The sequence below is a fragment of the Lentibacillus sp. Marseille-P4043 genome, from assembly GCF_900258515.1.
Taxonomy (GTDB): domain Bacteria; phylum Bacillota; class Bacilli; order Bacillales; family Amphibacillaceae; genus Lentibacillus_C.
In genome coordinates this window covers 499,691-516,847 of sequence record NZ_LT984884.1, presented here as the reverse complement: position 1 = coordinate 516,847, position 17,157 = coordinate 499,691, and the positions used below count along the sequence as shown (strand labels likewise).

Genomic DNA, 17,157 nt, shown 5'->3' with positions numbered 1-17,157 from the left:
CGAAAACAGCCAATAGAAAAGGCGGCTCCCCGAAGCAACGGGGAAGCCCCCTTTTAGTTTTCTTCTTTTTGATACGCTCCATATTCCTCACCATAATAACGGTTATAGCGCGATTTAAATTTCCCGAATAAGTAAACAACAATTACTTTTACGATAGCGTAACCTGGAATACCGAGGATAACCCCGACAATCCCAAATAAATTTCCTGCTGATAACAGTACAAAAATAATCGTTAGCGGATGAATTTTCATTGTTCTTCCCATGATGTTTGGGGAAATAAAATGGCCTTCTAAAAATTGAACCACTGCCCAAACAATCGCTAATTTTAAAAGCATAAAAGGTGATTCGACAATTGCGATAATAATTGCTGGAGATATGGCAATAATTGGTCCTAGGTAAGGTACAACACTTGTTACCGCGGCAATAATTGCTAATGTAATCGCATATTTTAGGCCGATAATTAAATAGCCAATAAATAAAAGAATTCCGATACATGTAGCAACAATGATTTGCCCCTGAATATAGGAGCCTACTTGAACATCCATGTTGTGAATTATTTTATTTGCGTCATCTCTATATTTAGGAGGTATTAATTTTAAACAATATGCTTTAAACCTTTTACCGTCTTTTAATAGGAAAAATAAAATAAATGGAAATGTAAAAATGACAACTACGACATTTGTAAGTGTACTAGCAACATTACGTATTCCTTCAACTGCGCCGCCAAGGTAATTGCCGATTTTACTTGGCAAATCACTTAAATAGGATGTAAGCCAATTATATCCTTCCTCATAATAGGGACCTAAAAAGGAATGTTGGAACCATGATTTAATTCCGTCTCCCATTTGTCGCAAGTAGTTTGGGAAATTGTTTGCTAAATCTTTTACTTGTGACTCAATTGCCGGTGCGGAAAGAAGGGTAATCCCTGTTAATAAACCACTAATACCAAGTATGATAATGAGAATTCCCCAGATTCGCTTAATATGTAGACGCTCTAAAAGATTTACAATCGGATTTAATAAATAAAAGACAATAAAAGCCAGGATAATTGGTGGTACAATTGTTGAAAAAATGATGATGATGGGATTGAAAATAAATGATATTTTGTCATAAATATATATAGTAATACCAATAAGTATTAATAGGATTACCCCAAAAAATAAATCGCGACCGCCAATAAATTTCATAAATCGACTCGCTGTTTTCATATGGCTCCCCTTTCTCATTAACCGTATTATAGATGAAATCAGTTAAAAATTCCATAATAACAAAAGCGGAAGCGAACCGATGTTGACTTATCGGACGAAGGTAGGGAAGTCTCCTTATGACTTTAGCACTTGTGCTGAGACGTGGCTTGTCCTTGTCTGAGAACAAATTAGAGCCAGGTTTTATACTTTTATTACCCTCCTAAAAAAAACCGCGCAGTGTCGTAATAAGAGTATACGAACTACACGGGATTTTTGTTTCACTGTTTTCTATCATCAAGTTTGGAAATCAATCAGTAGGTCATTGATTTTACATTTAATTGGCTACCCAAGTATTTCGCCAATTCAAGCATACCATATTTGCCAGCTAACGCTTCAGCATCGGAGTTATAGTTTGTATTTGTGTTGATATCATAGGTATATATTTCTCCGTACTGATTATAGATGAATTCAATTCCAGCTACTTGGATGTTGTTTTGCCTTAGAAATGCTTCATATTTTTCGATAATAGGGTCATTAAAGTCCTCTATGATTTGGAACTTTGGCTTTTCTGATTGTTCCTCGCCAACAGGGCAAAATAAATCATCAATCGTGCAGGCGTCTGCAGGGCAAAGCTCAAACCCTTCTGATGTGTCCACTCTGACTGCATAAACAAATTTTCCGCCAACAAACTCACAACGTGTAATATACGGTGCAGGCGCCTCAATATATTCTTGAATAAGTGTAACGCCATCGATAGAAGGTTCAAATGTTGGACCGTAAACATATTCTTGTAATGCTTTGAGGGAATGGAATAGTTGTACGCCAAGCCCTTTCCCCGCGCGATTATGTTTTGTTATAAAAGAAGTTAATCCTGCATCTTTGGCGGCTTGAATGATCTGCTCTTTACCAACGGCAGCAATGGTTTTTGGTGTGCGAATTCCAGCGGCATCTAATGCCATGTATTGGTTAACTTTGCTGACCTCAAGCCTTAACGCTCGGTTCCCGTTTATCACATTACGACCGTGACGCTCAAGCCAGGATAATACTGCTTCCGTTAATTCTGGTGCAAAGCGATGACCTCTTGTATGGGACGATGCACTCATCCTGCTGTAAAAAACACCTTCAGGAGGGATGGTAGATAAATCAATTGTTCCTTCATTCAAATGCCACTCTTCATAAGGTAACCCCAGTTCATCTAAGCGTTTTGCTAAATGTGCAGTCCATTCACTATTTTCATGAATCACGTAAATCTTTCCCGACATATGATGAGACCTCCTATTTAAACTTGTTGTTTACGTTTTTCGTTAACTAGTGGCATCACTTGTTTTGAAAATCGTTCCATTTCTTCTAATTGAGGTGAGAACTGAAGGAGCAAGAGATCAACCCCAACATTCTCATAAGCAATTATACGCTCAGCAATTTGTTCAGGAGTTCCAATTAAATTTGGACGTAACCCTCGATTTGAAACGGAATAATCGTTTAATTTCACTTGCTGTTCAAGCTCGGATTTGTTTATAAAGTCTTGGTATCCCGCGTAACCCTCTGTATTTTTCACATCGGTAATTCGCTGCCACTCTGCTAATGCCTCTTCTTCGCTGTCCCGACAAATAATATAAGCAGACATACCGAATGATTGAAATGGTGATTTACCAGCCTCTGCACGACGTGTTTGCATATCCGTGATTTTACTGGAAATCTCCTCAACTGTTCCTCCATGCATTACATAAGCATCACATGTATTCACGATCGCTTGTTTTCCACGTGGGCTCTCTCCACCTGCATAGAGAACAGGATTCGGACGTTGCACGGGTTTCGGTTCTAAGTGTGTATCTGTGATTTCATAAAATTTGCCTTTATAACTGAGCGTTTTTTCTGTCCATAAACCTTTCATGATGTCCAAAAATTCCTCTGTACGATCATAGCGTTCATCGTGTGCCGTGAATTCCCCACCATATTGACGCGCTTCACCTTCCCACCAGCCGGAGACTACATTTAAAGTAAAGCGACCATTCGAAATATGATCAATATTAGCAGTCATTTTTGCAGTTACTGCTGGATTATGGAATACAGGTCGTATCGCTGCCATAATTTCAATCTTTTCTGTAACTGCAGCAAGTGCCGCTGCTGTTGACCATGCCTCTAGTGCATCATGCTCAACACCTTTTATATCATTCAAGTATAATTCAGCAATTAATGTTGTATCATATCCCCATTTTTCTGCTGATTGAATTACCTCCTTTGCATAATCAAAGGTCGGAGGCATATTTTCATCCTCCACATTTCGTAACCATCCACCAAAAATAGGTAACCAAAACCCGTATTTCATTCAAATCCTCTCCTTTTTGTTATTAAAATTTGAATCAAAAAAACTTCTTCGATAAGAAGAAGTTTTTGTCTGGCTTCCTTCTTATCTTTCAGAGCATTCAACTCTGCTGGAATTAGCACCTTCCTGACTTTCATCAGTGGGTTGCCGGGTTTCTTCGGGCCATTTCCCTCCACCACTCATAATAAGAATATGTATTAAACTAAAGTAATCATACCAGATAACTATGAATTGAAGCAATCAATTAAGTGAAATTTCACTCGTCAAGGGACTATGAAGGATGTTGCCCCTTTATTCGGCCGGTTCATTAACGAGGATTAAAAGAAACACAGAAGCAATAACAATAGAAATAACTAAATTCAACTGCTAGAATTTAATTAGATTTTAAGAAGGGTGGCAAAAATAATGAATCAAAAAGTGATCATAAATAATAGGACAATTAATGTGGACAATTTTTACGTAGATACAGTTATAAATAAATCTAGGGGCAAAGAATTACTTAAAGTAGGATTTGATTTTAAAGTCAACAGCAGTGACTACCACGAAATTACAACCTTGCTATATGCCAATGATTTCCATGTGAAAGTTCCAGAAAAAAATCTTGAATTTCCCGCAACCATTTACTCCTATTCAACGTCAATCACAAACCTCTATGAAGATGGTGCTGTTGGTGACTTTGCATTGGAATTAAAGGAGAAATCAGAGCTTAACTGAATACAACGTAACAGTTAATTTGTTGTAAACAAGCAATTTTCTATATTTGACGGATCCCATCAACATCCCTATAATGGTCAACTATGTGTTATTTATAAAAGGGCAAGTCGGTGGTTTTTCATAATTGTAGTTTGGTTATTATCTTCCATCCATCGGTCTGTGTGGAAATATGATAGAGGTTGTTCAAAAGTTACCAGCTAACATGTTGAACACGCACTTATCGACACTTGCTCCTAATCAATTAGGAGGAAAAGCGTGTACGAAAAAGAGAATAAAACAGATTGGACAGTATTTTTAATAAGTGGAGGATTTGTAATTTTATTTATTGTGTTATCTTTCATTAACAGCACAATGGTGGGCGATACGATTGTAAAATTATTTAATTGGTCTGCGAAGTATTTTGGAGCCTATTGGCAAGTACTGTTATTGGGGAACTTTGTAATTGGAATTTATTTTGTCTTTTCAAAGTATGGAAGGGTTCGTTTAGGGAATCAATCCGCACCGAAATACAATTATTTTAAATGGATTTCTATGATTCTTTGCACTTTACTGGCAAGTGGGGGAGTCTTTTGGGCGGCGGCTGAGCCAATGTATCATTATATGACCACCCCACCGTTATTCGGTGAAGGATCGGGCGATATCCCGGCTGCATTTGCACAGGCCTTTATGGATTGGGGATTTGTAGCGTGGGCCATACTTGGAACGTTATCAACCATTGTGATGATGTATGTGCATTATGTTAAAGGGCAACCGCTAAAACCTCGAGCAATCTTATATCCGATCTTCGGAGAAAAAGTTTATCATAAAAGTATTCTTGGTTCACTCGCTGATATCATCTCGATTATAGCAGTAGCGGCAGGAACACTTGGACCTATAGGATTTCTAGGTCTGCAGGTAAGCTATGGATTACATGATTTATTTGGTATTCCCAATGTGTTAACGACTAGCATTATTATTGTACTAGTATTATCGATGATCGCTGCTATTTCTGCGGCAACTGGTGTTGATCGAGGGATATTACTATTAAGTCGCATCAATATAGGTTTAACTATTTTGTTAGCTGCAGTTGTACTTATTATTGGGCCAACCATGTTTATTATTGATGCTTTTGTTTCCGGAGAAGGCTTTTATTTACAAAATTTCTTCACGATGTCATTGTACCGTGGTGATGAAGCCTGGCTTGGTGCTTGGACCGTTTTTTTCTGGGGATGGTTTCTTGGCTATGGCCCAATGATGGCGATTTTTATTAGTCGGATTTCAACAGGTAGAACGGTACGCGAATTGGTGCTTGCCGTTTCAATTGTTGCACCAATTGTGAGTAACTTCTGGTTTTCTGTAGTAGGTGGGACAGGTGTGTTCTTTGAATCAGAGAACCCTGGATCTATTTCTACCGCATTAAATGAGGCGGGCATGCCAGCTGCGGTTATGGCGATTATGGATCAACTGCCGATCGGTCTTATTATGGCAATTGGGTTTTTAATTGTAACCATTGTATTTGTCGCAACAACAGTTGACACGATGTCCTATACTACTGCTGTCTCTATTACGGGAACTGACCACCCATATCGTTGGCTGCGTGTATTTTGGGCGATTTTGTTCGGTCTATTTTCTATGGTGCTACTCGTAATCGGGGAAGGATCGATTACGGCGATTCAGAATATGATCGTCATTACGGCTGTACCCGTATCTTTACTGTTACTGCCACCGCTTTGGTTAGCGCCAAAAATAGTAAAAGAGATGGCGATTATGCAAAACATAGCATGGGAACGTGAAGGCAAGAAACCTTTACTTGTTAAAGAAGACGATTAAAAAATAACGGGGTACTTTTCTTGTTCGGAGGAGAAGTCCCCGTTTTTGTGCAGAATAAAAAGGAGATCCCCAACCCATAAGTATATAAATCATGTGAATTTTTTGTTATACTTAATATACCTCATGGTTTACAAAAGGAGGATGAACCGCTTGAGTCAGGGCGTTAAAAATTTACAAAAAGAAGCAATGCATGTACTGAAATTAACAAGTAGAACCTTCTATATACCAATTAGTCTTTTGAAACCAACCTTGAAGAGGACGGTCGCATCGGCTTACTTATGCATGCGAGCAGTTGATGAAATTGAAGATCATGAACAATTGGATTCGGAAACCAAGCAACATCTATTGCGCTCTACAAGTGAATTGTTGAAACGTAAATTTGATAATGATGCATATAGTCAATTACTAGATCCATATAAATCACTTTTACCTGAAGTAACAATTAGACTTGGCGAATGGATTACGGTTTGTCCACCAGAAATAGTTGACAAAATAAAGGAATCAACAAGTGTAATGGCAGCCGGAATGGCGGATTGGGCAGAAAAAGATTGGTATATTAAAGATAAAGAGGATTTAGATAACTATACCTATTATGTTGCAGGATTAGTCGGTGTCATGCTTTCCGATATATGGGAGTGGTATGATGGAACAACTACAGACCGTGAATTAGCTATTGGGTACGGCAGGGGTTTGCAAGCTGTTAATATTTTGCGTAACCAAGAAGAAGATAGTGAACGCGGGGTGCATTTTGTTCCAGATGGTTGGACAAGGGCCGATTTGTTCGAGTATACAGAGAAAAACCTTGCTTATGCTGATGCGTACATGAAGGATATTTCAACTCGGAATATTTTATTGTTTTGCAGGATTCCACTTGCGCTAGCGAAAAAAACGGTAAAAGCATTACAAGGTGGCAGAGAAAAAATTTCCCGTAATGAAGTAGAAACGATTGTTGAAGAAATAAAGAATGAATAAAGAGAAGCCACTGTTCATCATGAATAGTGGCTTCTTACATGCGAGTAAATAGAACTAGATATTTCAGCTAAGTATGAGAAACGAGGCTATGGTTATCAGCCTCGTCACTCGATTTATTTTCGAAATAGGGTTTTGACTCCGAGATATAGTACGGCTATGGCAAATACAGCCATGGATATTCCGCCAATCACCTCGAAAAAATTAGCTATTTCAGGGGTTATAACAGCTGAAGTTGGAAGGTTAGCTAGTCCGAACCCGGCTAAAACACAAGCTAAATACAGTAAAGCTAATTGATACATGGTAATCCCTCCTTCCCTTTAGATTATGTGGCAAAGAGGGATTGCGTTTGGATGGCCGTTTGTCTAAAGCCTAAAGGTTAGCTTAGTTCGCAGGTCTAAAAGCATTGAAAAGACTGAACTCTGTCTAGATCTACTCCGAAGTAGGACCACCTATTACCATACCATCTAAAACCTGCGACTGAATCTCTGCCTACATAGACTGGGAAAAACCAAAAAGAATTCCGATTTAACCAAACATATGTGAAACGGTAGAGACATCCGCGAATCGCACCTGGATCTACTGCAAATGTTTGAAATTGCGGCTTCTCGGGAGTAAAAGATGGTGGAGGGGTTGTAGGAGCACTAGCAGATTGACCATCCCCAGGAAATCCCTGTCCTCCAGGGAAGCTAGGCTGTCCCCAACCAGGGGGTCCGTATTGTTCTCCGCCTGGGAAGCCATGCTGTCCTCCGGGAAAGTGTCCACCTCCGGGAAAACCTGGGCTGCCTCCTGGCCCTGCACCAGGAAAATACGATTGATTTCCCCCTCCAGTGAAAAAATCAAATAGTCCTGGAATATTAAATTGCTGCCTTTCATCAACTTGATTATATGGTTGCTGATAGTAATTCATTATGATCATTTCCTCCCTATCATTTAATGATCTTTTTGATAACATCATAAAGACCTTTCCCTTTACTGTATGGATAATCGTCTAGCTTGGTATAGGCATTTATAATACAATTGGACTTTTTAAATGATTTAGATGGTGTTTTTTTGTTGGTAGAATTTTTCCTTTGTGTGTTGACTCTAACGTTACGTCATACTTTATAGTAATCATTAAAGGGAGGTTGCCAGTCACAATGAAGGTGAAAGAGGTTGCAGATTTAGTTGGAATTAGTGTGCGCACACTACATCATTATGATGAAATTGGATTACTAACTCCAGAAAGTACAACAGAATCTGGCTATCGTCTGTATTCCGATAGCGATTTGGAAGCATTACAACAGATTTTGTTTTTTAAAGAAATTGGCTTCCCTTTAAAAAAAATAAAGGAAATAATCAGTAGTCCATCATTTGATCGGAAAGAGGCTTTAAAGTTACATCGTAAAATGTTACTTGAAAAAAGAAGCCGTCTTGACCAAATGATTTCGACGATTGATAAAACGATTCAGCACTCGAAAGGGGAAATTGATATGTCAGCTAAAGAAAGATTTGAAGGCTTTGACTTCAGCCGTAACCCATATGAACAAGAAGCTCGTGATCGCTGGGGTGATAAAGCTGTCAATGAGTCAAATGCAAAAGTGGGTAACATGTCTAAGGGCGATCAGAAGACTTTAGAAGATGAGTTTAATGCATTGTATAGAAAACTTGCCGAAATTCGTCATGAACCACCTGAATCAGGTATAGCTCAAGAAAATATTGAGCTGAGGTTTAACTATTTGAATAAGGTTGGTACCTATTCATTGGATGCATTCAAGGGACTCGGTCAAATGTATGTTGAAGATGACCGTTTCACAAAAAATATTGATCAGTTCGGCGAAGGCTTAGCTGTATTTATGCGTGATGCGATGGCGGTTTACGCAGATAAAAATAAGAAATAACTTTTACTATGGAAGTAATGTGGAAACACAGCGCCTTTTAGGAAAGGTGCTGTGTTTCTTGCACTTCTGGAAAGTTACGTATTTAAATCTATAAATTTCCCACTGCTTTTTCAATATTTTTTGCCTTTGTTATAGCTGATATAACAGCTACACCATTAGCACCCGCCTCGATTACAGATGCAGAGTTTTGTGTTGTAATACCGCCTATACCGCAGATTGGTAAGTCGAGAAATCGTTCTCTTAATGTTGTAATCCACTCTAATCCTACAGCGAATTTGGCATCTGGTTTTGAAGTAGTATTAAAAACCGGCCCGGCACCTATATAGTCAACCATTTGAATAGGACTTGTTGATACTTCATGCAAATTTGATACGGAAAGTCCAATTATCTTATGAGGAAAAAGCCGACGTAATTCCTCAACGGATTTATCTTCTTGTCCAACATGAATCCCGTCTGCCTCAAGAGAATATACAAGTTCTATATCATCATTAACAATAAATGGAATATGATATTGTGTACAAACCTCACGAAGTTTATGTCCTAATCTCAATTTTTCATTTCCTTTTAATGCCCCTTCGCCTTTTTCACGGAATTGAAAGGCAGTAATTCCAGCTGAAATTGCTGATTGGAGTATTTCAACAGGGTCATGTTCGCAATTTTGACTACCCATAATGAGATACTTTCTCAAATTCTGGCTAAATGTTTGGTTCACCTGCTTCACCTCCCTAATTCATCAATCTCAAGCGACAGAGCGTCAATGAAACGAGGTAGAAATGTTCCAGGACCAGTAACTTCGGAGTATTTGATCGCATATTCGGCAGCCAGTCCATAAAATTCTACAGCGGTGAAGGCTTGTTGTTCGATTGGTTCATTGGTTGTAAGGCACGCTGCCAAAATTGAACCGAGTAAACATCCTGCTCCTGTAATTTTAGTAAGAAATGGGTGTCCAGTCTGATTTTGTTCCAAATGGTTCCCCGTACAAATAATATCTGTCTCCCCGGTAACAACAGCAGCGGTCTGATAAGTTTCAGCAACCTTGGCAGCAACTTCTGCAGTATTTCCCTCACCAACGGAGTCAGGTCCCTTCGTCTCCCAAGGTATTTGGACAAGATGGGCCATTTCACCCGCATTACCTTTAATAACTGTAGGCTTGACTACGCTTAGTATTCGTTTTACAGCATCATCCCGAAATGGCGTTGAGGCGACACCAACTGGATCAAGTACTACTGGTATTCCCTTTTCGTTGGCGGCTTTTCCAGCTTGAATCATGGCGGAAACCTCAGATGGTGTGATGGTACCAATGTTAATCAGTACTCCATCCGCTATCGATGCCATGTCGCCTGCTTCTTCCTCCGCTTTAGCCATGGCCGGTGTTGCACCAAAGGATAATAAACCATTAGCCGTAAAGTTCATGACAACCTGGTTCGTTAAATGGTGAATGAGCGGACGTTTATCCCTAACCTCTTTAATGATGTTACTGTTCATTGCTTGTTAACCTCCTCTAATCGTGTTGCCCAGTGATTTGTTGGTCCACTGCCATGTCCGATTGAAAAAGAATGGCGGATTGCAGCAGTTACATAATGTTTTGCTCTTTTTACGGATTCTGGTAAAGAAAAACCTTTACTCAATAATGCCGTTATTGCAGCAGAATACGTGCAGCCTGTTCCATGTATATTTTTTGTTTCAATTCGTTCAGAAGAGAAGCGGTACATTTCTTTTCCGTCATATAAATAGTCAGTTGCTTCCCCAGCTAAATGACCTCCCTTAACGAGGGCAGCTTCAGCACCGTAATTAATCACGATTTGTTCAGCAGCCTGTTGTAAATCGTCGATCGTTTTAATAGTCTCTCCGATAATATATTCTGCCTCTGGAACATTTGGTGTTACTAACGTTGTCCTGGGTAGAAGCTCATCACGCAAATAGTCTCGGGCATCTGCTGTGATTAATGAATCACCACTGGATGCAACCATTACAGGGTCCATGACAAAAGGAACGGATAAATGTGAAATCTTCCTGGCTATTGCATCCATTATGTCGATATTCGCAATCATTCCCGTTTTAAATGCTTGAAATGGGATATCCGAAATAACGGAATCGAGTTGTTGCACAATCATTTTAATAGGGAGATGGTGAACGTCCTGGACGCCAGTTGTGTTTTGCGCAACAACTGATGTAATCACAGACATACCGTAGCATGTGAATTCCTGGAATGTTTTTAAATCAGCCTGAATGCCTGCCCCACCACTTGGATCAGTGCCAGCAATTGTGAGTGCACAAGGTGTTTGGGTCATTGGTGTGTCACCAGTCTTTCTCCTGGCCACGCTTCACACGTGTATGCCATATCCCAAAAGGCTAATTCCAATTGGCAGCTTTTGCGGAATGCTTCTTTCATTCGCCCGATATCTTTACTTGAGGACTGATCTGCCAATTCATCTAAACGGGTTCGCATTTCTGTCGTGGTTTTTTCCATGCTTTCCTCAGCATAAAAGTTAATCCATGGATAAAACGCATGATTTTTAGATGGTTTATATGTTTTCATTAATTCCTTACCAATTTCGAGATATGTCCATGGACAAGGGAGTAATGCACAGATTATTTCAGGTAAACTACCCATTTGTGCATGATACATCATATGTTTCATGTAATGATCTGCAGTAGGTGGTAATGGATACCCTTGAAGCTCGTCATACTCAACCCCGATTGCCTCACAAAAGTTGTGGTGAGGATGGATTTCGCTGTGCAGTACAAACCGGATTTGTTCGTTAAAAAAGGACATATCTTTACGATTGTTTGCCTTTGATATCGCGATTCCATAAACGTTGATAAATGCGTTTAAGTACTCAAAGTCTGCTTTAATATAATGTGCTAATGCTTTTTTAGGCACATTTTCTTTGCCGATCCCCTGTACAAATGGATGGTTAAAAATTGCTTGAAAAATATCGTTATTTTCTTCTCTAAGATTTTGTGAAAATGTCATTGTCATGCCTCCTCGAATTTTTAGGAAGCTACTAAGGGAATAGAAAAGTAGATAAATAGAGAGGTACATATTTTTTCCTCTCGACCACTTCCCTCCGCTGGTATTAACCAGATCAGGTTCCAAGGGACTAAGGAATATTCCTATTCTCAGCTATTCTAGCGCCCCTAGTAGTTCTTCATAATACTAAATATTTTGTAATACTTGTCGTTGTTTCAAGCGAACAGCTATTACCCAGCCGATCAATGCGCCTGTTCCACTGCTTACTAGAAATGATGGGAAAAAGAATAATGCACCAACTGAACTTCCCATTAAAAAGTTGGCCAATGGTACGGCAAACAAGGAACCAACAATTCCAGTCCCAATGAATTCTCCAAGTGCAGCCCATACCTTTTTGCCAAATTTTTTATAAAGATACCCTGCCAGAAAAGCACCAATCATCCCGCCAGGAAATGCTAATAGTGTACCAAGTCCAAGCAAATTTCGGAGCACCCCAATCATAAAGGCGATCATAACAGCTGGAGCTGGACCAAGCATGATTGCCGCCATGACGTTGACCGCGTGTTGTACAGGGTAAGCTTTGGCAACGCCTGCTGGAAACCATAGAATTTGTGCTCCAATCGTTCCAATGGCTACAAAAACTGCCATTGTTGTTAGTAAACGCGTTCGATTCATTTATTTCCCCCTTTCTAATAAAAATAAAAAAGCTAGATCCTGATAAAAGGACCTAGCTTAGTATGGGATTCGTTTATGGACATAATGCCACTCACTACTTCCCTCCGCTGGTATTAACCAGATCAGGTCCATAAGAGTCGGAAAGCAGTTCGGCCTTCCTCTCAGCCCACAATTTTGGGCCCCCCTAGTAGTTGAACTATTATAAAATTTGCTTGTTGATTCTTATCTTAACAAAGGTACTTCCATTTGTCACCAGTCTATGACAATATTTAAATTTTTCTCTCTACGCATTTAAAAGAAAAAAGGCTGCTCCAAAACCAACAATGACAGTTTGGAGCAACCCTTTTCTTAAATTACGTTTAGTTAATCCCTCGCATGAACACGTGAATTTTCTTAGATGCAGCAAATAGAATAAAACCTAGTAAGATTGAAATTCCACCGATGATACCGAAATATAGAATTTCTGTATCCGGAGAATATAGTTTTACAATTTGGGCATTGATAGCCTGTGCTGACGCATTGGATAGGAACCATAGACTCATCGTTTGCGCTGAAAATGCAGCTGGTGCAAGTTTTGTAGTCGCTGATAAGCCAACCGGTGATAAACATAATTCTCCAATAACAACTAGGAAGAAGCTTAATACTAACCATAACGGATTGACAAGCGTATCTGTTCCATTAATGATGGCAGGTACAATCATCACGAGAAAAGATAGTCCGGCAAAAAATAGACCAAATGAAAACTTCTTCGGTGTTGATGGTTGGCTTTTTCCTAATCTAATCCAAAGCCAAGCAAATACAGGCGCTAAAAGAACGATAAATAGAGGATTCAATGACTGGAACCAGGAAGATTGAATCTCAAAACCTGCTAAACTCAGATCGGTTCGCTGATCAGCAAAACGTGCTAAAATAATCGAACCTTGCTCTTGAATCGCCCAAAACATAATAGCAGCAATAAACATTGGTATATATGCCAGTAAACGAGATCGTTCCACTTCAGTCGTTTTCTTACTGCGGTACATAACGATGAAATAGCAAGTAGGTATAATAATCCCTAGTATACTTACAATCATTGTAAATCCGTTAATCGTTAAGATGCCGGTTGGGATAGTGATTGCTCCCAATAGAATAACAATGATTGCCCCAATGCCAAATCGCTTAAATACAGTTTTTTTCTCTGATTCTGATAGCGGGTTTGGAACAGTCGATCCTGCAGGGCCAAGATATTTTCCCTTTGTAAAGATAAAAATAATTAGACCGACAAACATCCCGATTGCCGCTAAACTAAATCCAAGATGGAAGTTGTATTCTTGTCCAATTGTTCCGACAATTAATGGTGCAATGAGGGCACCTAAGTTTATTCCCATGTAGAAGATACTAAAACCTGAATCGCGACGGTTGTCTTCTTTACTGTATAAGTCGCCAACAATATTCGATACATTCGGTTTCAATAAGCCTGTCCCAATAATGATTAATGCCATTGAAATGAATAAAAATGTTAAGCTCCCTGGAAAGGAAAGAACAATGTGACCGAACATGATTAAAATTCCGCCATAGAAAGTAGTACGTGCACTTCCTAGTAAACGGTCAGAAATCCAGCCACCAATGATACCTGACATGTACACGAGCGAACCATATACTGCCATAATCGATGCGGCAGTTCCTTGATCAATTCCCAATCCGCCTTTTGATAATTCGTAGTACATATAAAATAATAGAATGGCACGCATTCCGTAGTAAGAAAAGCGTTCCCAAAATTCAGTGAAAAAGAGTGTAAATAATCCTTTTGGATGTCCGAAGAATCCTTTTTGTGGAATATCCTGAATATTTTGATTATTTGATGTCATGTTGTGACCTCCTTGTTTGACAAATAGAATTATACAAGATTATAAGCAAATTGAAAAGTTATTTATAACTCTAAATAGCGTAAATAGACGGAATAGTATGTTACCAAGGGCTGGATTAACCTTTAATTTTCAGAGAATAACAGCTTGAAAAAAAGGTGTTGACAGCCATGAACCTTGAGGGTATAATATCATCTTGTTATTAAAAGTCTTAGCGCTAAGATATTTAGTAGTTGTATTATTTAGTGGCGCTTATTTTGCTTGAAATCTAGTTTTATTTTAACTACGGGGAGTGATAGGCATTATGTTTGAAGATGATTTTCTTGAGCTAGAAGATACGTTTAGAAAAATCATGAAAAAGTTTCCTGGTGCATGGCAGGAACATACGAAATTAGGGTTTTCAAGGAATGAAGTTCTTCTGCTTTATAAATTAAATTCTGACGGGCAACAACGAGCTTCCGAGTTAGCTGATATCCTTTCCATCACTACCGGCGGATTAACGGGTGTTACTGATAAACTAGTCAACGGTAATTATATTGTTAGGCAGCGAGATGAAAAGGATCGCAGGGTTGTGTATTTATCAATCACCAGTAGCGGTAAGGAAATTTTAGAATCGATGTATGCCTCCAGAAAGGCGTTCATTAAGAAACTTACTAACAATATATCTAAGGAGGAATTGGTACAGTTTAAAACGATTGCTAATAAACTTCTAGCTAATTTTGAGGATAACGTAACACAGTAAAAGTTAGGAATACTGCTAGTTTTTATATAAAACTTTATGGGACTTGAGAATAAGATAAACTTCAGCACCCGCTATAAATGAGGCGAATGCCGAGTTTTTCTAAAAATATAGGAGATGAAATAAAGAATGACTGAGTCAACAACAATGAATGTGAGGAAAGGGCCAATTTTAGCTGTTATTATTTTAGGTGCATTTGTATCGCTCCTTAATCAAACATTAATGAATGTCGCCCTGCCCTCTATTATGGAGGATTTAAAAATAGAGGAAAGTACTGCCCAGTGGATAACAACAGGGTTTATGCTTGTTAATGGTGTACTCATCCCGATCACTGCTTTTTTAATGGAGAAATTCTCAACAAGGCAATTATTTTTAACGGCGATAAGCCTTTTTGCCTTAGGTACATTGATTTGTGGAATAGCCCCAGGATTTGTTATTTTGATGGCTGGTAGAGTTATTCAAGCTGTTGGTGCAGGTATTATAATGCCGCTTCTAACAACAGTGGTATTGGCCCTTTTCCCTGTTGAAAAACGTGGGGGAGCAATGGGTGTCATTGGTATCGCGATTATATTCGCACCAGCTGTTGGACCGACATTATCAGGATTCGTTGTGCAAAACTATTCATGGAGAGTACTATTTTATATTATTTTCCCGATTGCAGTACTAACGATAATTTTAGCAAGTATTTTCTTAAAAAACGTTACCAAGCAAACATTTCCGGATATTGATGTGGTCGCAATTATTTTGTCCACACTTGGATTTGGCGGTATTTTGTATGGCTTTAGTACGGCGGGTACGAACGGATGGACTAGTGCCTCAGTCATCGCCGGATTGATTATTGGTTTTATCGGATTACTCTTGTTTGTATGGCGCGAATTGCGTGTGGAAACACCGATGTTGGACTTTAGAGTGTTTAAAAGCGGAATTTTTTCGTTAACTACGATCATTAATATCATGTTGACAGTAGCTATGTTTGCTCCAATGCTGCTCATTCCAATTTATTTACAAAACATTCTTGATGTCAGCCCGATGGATTCTGGCTTAATGCTAATGCCTGGAGCGATTGTAATGGGAATTATGTCACCAATCACAGGTAAAATATTTGATAAAGTTGGTGCACGGCCTTTAGCGATTTTGGGGTTGGCAATCACTGTTGTAACAACATATTTGTTCACACAATTGACAGATTCTACTGGGTACATGTATTTGGTTATCATTTACACGATCCGTATGTTTGGGATGTCCATGATTATGATGCCAATTATGACTGCAGGACTTAATCAGTTGCCACAACGATTGCATCCGCATGGTACGGCTATGGTTAATACAGTTAGGGCTGTAGCCGGGGCTATTGGTACAGCTTTCCTTGTGACGGTTATGACAAATCAAGCAAAGGATAGTATAAAAGATATTATTATTTCTAACGGCTTTGACCCAACAAATAAACAAGAAATGCTTCATGCAACTAATCTGGCGCAGGTTCAAGGTATTAACGACGCATTTATGGTATCAACTGTATTTGCAGCGGTTGCGCTTGTTCTATCTTTCTTTATTAAGCGTGGAAGAACCTCTCAGGAAGAAAATCCAGAATTGGAACGGAAACCAGAGCTTGCAACAGAAAAAGCTTAACTAATAAAACCAGGCGATCGGGGAGTACCCGGTAGCCTGGTTTTTTACTGTTCTGGGCCCATCGGAACAACAGCATGGGAGTGCACGCCGGACGAACGGGAAAAGTCGCCGGACGAAAGCGGGAAGTCGCCGGATGAAAGCGAGAAGTCGCCGGATGAAAGCGAGAAGTCGCCGGATGAAAGCGAGAAGTCGCCGGACGAACGGGAAAAGTCGCCGGACGAAAGCGGGAAGTCGCCGGACGAAAGCGGAAAGTCGCCGGACGAAAGCGGGAAGTCGCCGGACGAACGCAGGAAGTCGCTGGACGAAAGCGAGAAGTCGCCGGACAAAAGCGGGTAGTCGCCGAACAAAACGGGAAAGTTACCGCATTAAAAGTGAAAAGCCCACCCAACGAAAAAACTGAACCCCGCACTAAAG

Annotated in this window: 18 protein-coding genes and 3 riboswitches; of the genes, 7 read left to right on the top strand and 11 right to left on the bottom strand. The window is 39.5% G+C overall.

The window, feature by feature from the left end; genetic code table 11:
- Nucleotides 1-53: 53 nt before the first annotated feature.
- From C8270_RS02760 to C8270_RS02750, 3 genes are all read right to left on the bottom strand, one after another.
- The gene (locus C8270_RS02760; RefSeq protein ID WP_106495238.1) at nucleotides 54-1,208 is read right to left on the bottom strand and encodes an AI-2E family transporter; all 1,155 of its coding nucleotides are present in this window, start codon (nucleotides 1,206-1,208) and stop codon (nucleotides 54-56) included.
- A 290-nt stretch (nucleotides 1,209-1,498) separates the two neighbouring features.
- Complete coding sequence (locus tag C8270_RS02755; RefSeq protein WP_106495236.1) at nucleotides 1,499-2,449, bottom strand: ATP-grasp domain-containing protein; 951 nt, start codon at nucleotides 2,447-2,449, stop codon at nucleotides 1,499-1,501.
- Nucleotides 2,450-2,466: 17 nt separating this feature from the next.
- Nucleotides 2,467-3,513, bottom strand: coding sequence for an LLM class flavin-dependent oxidoreductase (locus C8270_RS02750; RefSeq protein WP_106495235.1), 1,047 nt, complete (start codon nucleotides 3,511-3,513; stop codon nucleotides 2,467-2,469).
- A gap of 78 nt (nucleotides 3,514-3,591) precedes the next feature.
- Nucleotides 3,592-3,701: riboswitch (SAM riboswitch) on the bottom strand.
- 214 nt (nucleotides 3,702-3,915) lie between these two features.
- Here C8270_RS02750 and C8270_RS02745 point away from each other — a divergent pair.
- From C8270_RS02745 to C8270_RS02735, 3 genes are all read left to right on the top strand, one after another.
- On the top strand, nucleotides 3,916-4,224 hold the full coding sequence (locus C8270_RS02745) for a DUF3219 family protein (RefSeq protein WP_106495233.1): 309 nt from the start codon (nucleotides 3,916-3,918) through the stop codon (nucleotides 4,222-4,224).
- A 255-nt stretch (nucleotides 4,225-4,479) separates the two neighbouring features.
- Nucleotides 4,480-6,033 carry a BCCT family transporter gene (locus tag C8270_RS02740; protein ID WP_106495230.1) on the top strand — a complete coding sequence of 518 codons (1,554 nt, stop codon included), beginning with the start codon at nucleotides 4,480-4,482 and terminating at the stop codon, nucleotides 6,031-6,033.
- Nucleotides 6,034-6,174: 141 nt separating this feature from the next.
- Nucleotides 6,175-7,005, top strand: a complete 831-nt coding sequence (locus C8270_RS02735; RefSeq protein ID WP_106495229.1) for a squalene/phytoene synthase family protein — start codon at nucleotides 6,175-6,177, stop codon at nucleotides 7,003-7,005.
- A gap of 113 nt (nucleotides 7,006-7,118) precedes the next feature.
- Here the strand turns inward: C8270_RS02735 and C8270_RS02730 are convergent, their stop codons facing one another.
- Nucleotides 7,119-7,304: a hypothetical protein gene (locus C8270_RS02730; protein WP_106495226.1), complete on the bottom strand. Its 186-nt coding sequence runs from the start codon at nucleotides 7,302-7,304 to the stop codon at nucleotides 7,119-7,121.
- Between the two features lie 95 nt (nucleotides 7,305-7,399).
- Entirely contained in the window at nucleotides 7,400-7,912 is a 513-nt protein-coding gene (locus C8270_RS02725) for a hypothetical protein (protein ID WP_106495224.1), read from the bottom strand.
- A 229-nt stretch (nucleotides 7,913-8,141) separates the two neighbouring features.
- Here C8270_RS02725 and C8270_RS02715 point away from each other — a divergent pair, with 229 nt between their 5' ends.
- On the top strand, nucleotides 8,142-8,882 hold the full coding sequence (locus C8270_RS02715; RefSeq protein WP_106495222.1) for a MerR family transcriptional regulator: 741 nt from the start codon (nucleotides 8,142-8,144) through the stop codon (nucleotides 8,880-8,882).
- Nucleotides 8,883-8,970: 88 nt separating this feature from the next.
- Here the strand turns inward: C8270_RS02715 and thiE are convergent, their stop codons facing one another.
- The 6 genes from thiE to C8270_RS02685 all read right to left on the bottom strand — a co-directional run bounded on the left by thiE (nucleotide 8,971) and on the right by C8270_RS02685 (nucleotide 14,378).
- Nucleotides 8,971-9,552 (bottom strand): thiamine phosphate synthase, encoded by a 582-nt coding sequence (gene thiE, locus C8270_RS02710; RefSeq protein WP_442785821.1) that lies wholly within the window; start codon nucleotides 9,550-9,552, stop codon nucleotides 8,971-8,973.
- Nucleotides 9,553-9,599: 47 nt separating this feature from the next.
- Nucleotides 9,600-10,367: a hydroxyethylthiazole kinase gene (gene thiM, locus C8270_RS02705; RefSeq protein ID WP_106495217.1), complete on the bottom strand. Its 768-nt coding sequence runs from the start codon at nucleotides 10,365-10,367 to the stop codon at nucleotides 9,600-9,602.
- Nucleotides 10,364-11,173, bottom strand: coding sequence for a bifunctional hydroxymethylpyrimidine kinase/phosphomethylpyrimidine kinase (gene thiD / locus C8270_RS02700; RefSeq protein WP_106495214.1), 810 nt, complete (start codon nucleotides 11,171-11,173; stop codon nucleotides 10,364-10,366). The genes thiM and thiD overlap by 4 nt, the downstream gene beginning before the upstream one ends.
- Nucleotides 11,170-11,859 (bottom strand): thiaminase II, encoded by a 690-nt coding sequence (gene tenA, locus C8270_RS02695; RefSeq protein ID WP_106495212.1) that lies wholly within the window; start codon nucleotides 11,857-11,859, stop codon nucleotides 11,170-11,172. Before tenA ends, thiD begins: the two co-directional genes overlap by 4 nt.
- A gap of 72 nt (nucleotides 11,860-11,931) precedes the next feature.
- Nucleotides 11,932-12,035, bottom strand: a riboswitch (TPP riboswitch).
- 7 nt (nucleotides 12,036-12,042) lie between these two features.
- Nucleotides 12,043-12,531 (bottom strand): energy coupling factor transporter S component ThiW, encoded by a 489-nt coding sequence (thiW, locus tag C8270_RS02690; RefSeq protein WP_106495209.1) that lies wholly within the window; start codon nucleotides 12,529-12,531, stop codon nucleotides 12,043-12,045.
- An 82-nt stretch (nucleotides 12,532-12,613) separates the two neighbouring features.
- A riboswitch (TPP riboswitch) is annotated at nucleotides 12,614-12,727 on the bottom strand.
- A gap of 163 nt (nucleotides 12,728-12,890) precedes the next feature.
- Entirely contained in the window at nucleotides 12,891-14,378 is a 1,488-nt protein-coding gene (locus C8270_RS02685) for a peptide MFS transporter (RefSeq protein WP_106495207.1), read from the bottom strand.
- Nucleotides 14,379-14,679: 301 nt separating this feature from the next.
- Here C8270_RS02685 and C8270_RS02680 point away from each other — a divergent pair, with 301 nt between their 5' ends.
- The 3 genes from C8270_RS02680 to C8270_RS02670 all read left to right on the top strand — a co-directional run bounded on the left by C8270_RS02680 (nucleotide 14,680) and on the right by C8270_RS02670 (nucleotide 17,143).
- Nucleotides 14,680-15,117: a MarR family winged helix-turn-helix transcriptional regulator gene (locus C8270_RS02680; RefSeq protein WP_106495204.1), complete on the top strand. Its 438-nt coding sequence runs from the start codon at nucleotides 14,680-14,682 to the stop codon at nucleotides 15,115-15,117.
- A 126-nt stretch (nucleotides 15,118-15,243) separates the two neighbouring features.
- Entirely contained in the window at nucleotides 15,244-16,743 is a 1,500-nt protein-coding gene (locus C8270_RS02675; RefSeq protein WP_106495201.1) for a DHA2 family efflux MFS transporter permease subunit, read from the top strand.
- Nucleotides 16,744-16,876: 133 nt separating this feature from the next.
- A complete protein-coding gene (locus C8270_RS02670) occupies nucleotides 16,877-17,143 on the top strand; it encodes a hypothetical protein (protein WP_106495199.1) in 267 nt (88 codons plus the stop codon).
- Nucleotides 17,144-17,157 lie beyond the last annotated feature (14 nt).

Coding starts and splice junctions, on each gene's coding strand:
- C8270_RS02715 (WP_106495222.1), top strand. CDS start 8,142: ATGAAGGTGAAAGAGGTTGCAGATTTAGTTGGAATTAGTGTGCGCACA.
- thiD (WP_106495214.1), bottom strand. CDS start 11,173: ATGACCCAAACACCTTGTGCACTCACAATTGCTGGCACTGATCCAAGT.
- thiW (WP_106495209.1), bottom strand. CDS start 12,531: ATGAATCGAACGCGTTTACTAACAACAATGGCAGTTTTTGTAGCCATT.
- C8270_RS02675 (WP_106495201.1), top strand. CDS start 15,244: ATGACTGAGTCAACAACAATGAATGTGAGGAAAGGGCCAATTTTAGCT.
- C8270_RS02750 (WP_106495235.1), bottom strand. CDS start 3,513: ATGAAATACGGGTTTTGGTTACCTATTTTTGGTGGATGGTTACGAAAT.
- C8270_RS02725 (WP_106495224.1), bottom strand. CDS start 7,912: ATGAATTACTATCAGCAACCATATAATCAAGTTGATGAAAGGCAGCAA.
- thiE (WP_442785821.1), bottom strand. CDS start 9,552: ATGGGTAGTCAAAATTGCGAACATGACCCTGTTGAAATACTCCAATCA.
- C8270_RS02745 (WP_106495233.1), top strand. CDS start 3,916: ATGAATCAAAAAGTGATCATAAATAATAGGACAATTAATGTGGACAAT.
- C8270_RS02685 (WP_106495207.1), bottom strand. CDS start 14,378: ATGACATCAAATAATCAAAATATTCAGGATATTCCACAAAAAGGATTC.
- C8270_RS02670 (WP_106495199.1), top strand. CDS start 16,877: ATGAAAGCGAGAAGTCGCCGGATGAAAGCGAGAAGTCGCCGGATGAAA.
- thiM (WP_106495217.1), bottom strand. CDS start 10,367: ATGAACAGTAACATCATTAAAGAGGTTAGGGATAAACGTCCGCTCATT.
- tenA (WP_106495212.1), bottom strand. CDS start 11,859: ATGACATTTTCACAAAATCTTAGAGAAGAAAATAACGATATTTTTCAA.
- C8270_RS02755 (WP_106495236.1), bottom strand. CDS start 2,449: ATGTCGGGAAAGATTTACGTGATTCATGAAAATAGTGAATGGACTGCA.
- C8270_RS02760 (WP_106495238.1), bottom strand. CDS start 1,208: ATGAAAACAGCGAGTCGATTTATGAAATTTATTGGCGGTCGCGATTTA.
- C8270_RS02730 (WP_106495226.1), bottom strand. CDS start 7,304: ATGTATCAATTAGCTTTACTGTATTTAGCTTGTGTTTTAGCCGGGTTC.
- C8270_RS02735 (WP_106495229.1), top strand. CDS start 6,175: ATGAACCGCTTGAGTCAGGGCGTTAAAAATTTACAAAAAGAAGCAATG.
- C8270_RS02680 (WP_106495204.1), top strand. CDS start 14,680: ATGTTTGAAGATGATTTTCTTGAGCTAGAAGATACGTTTAGAAAAATC.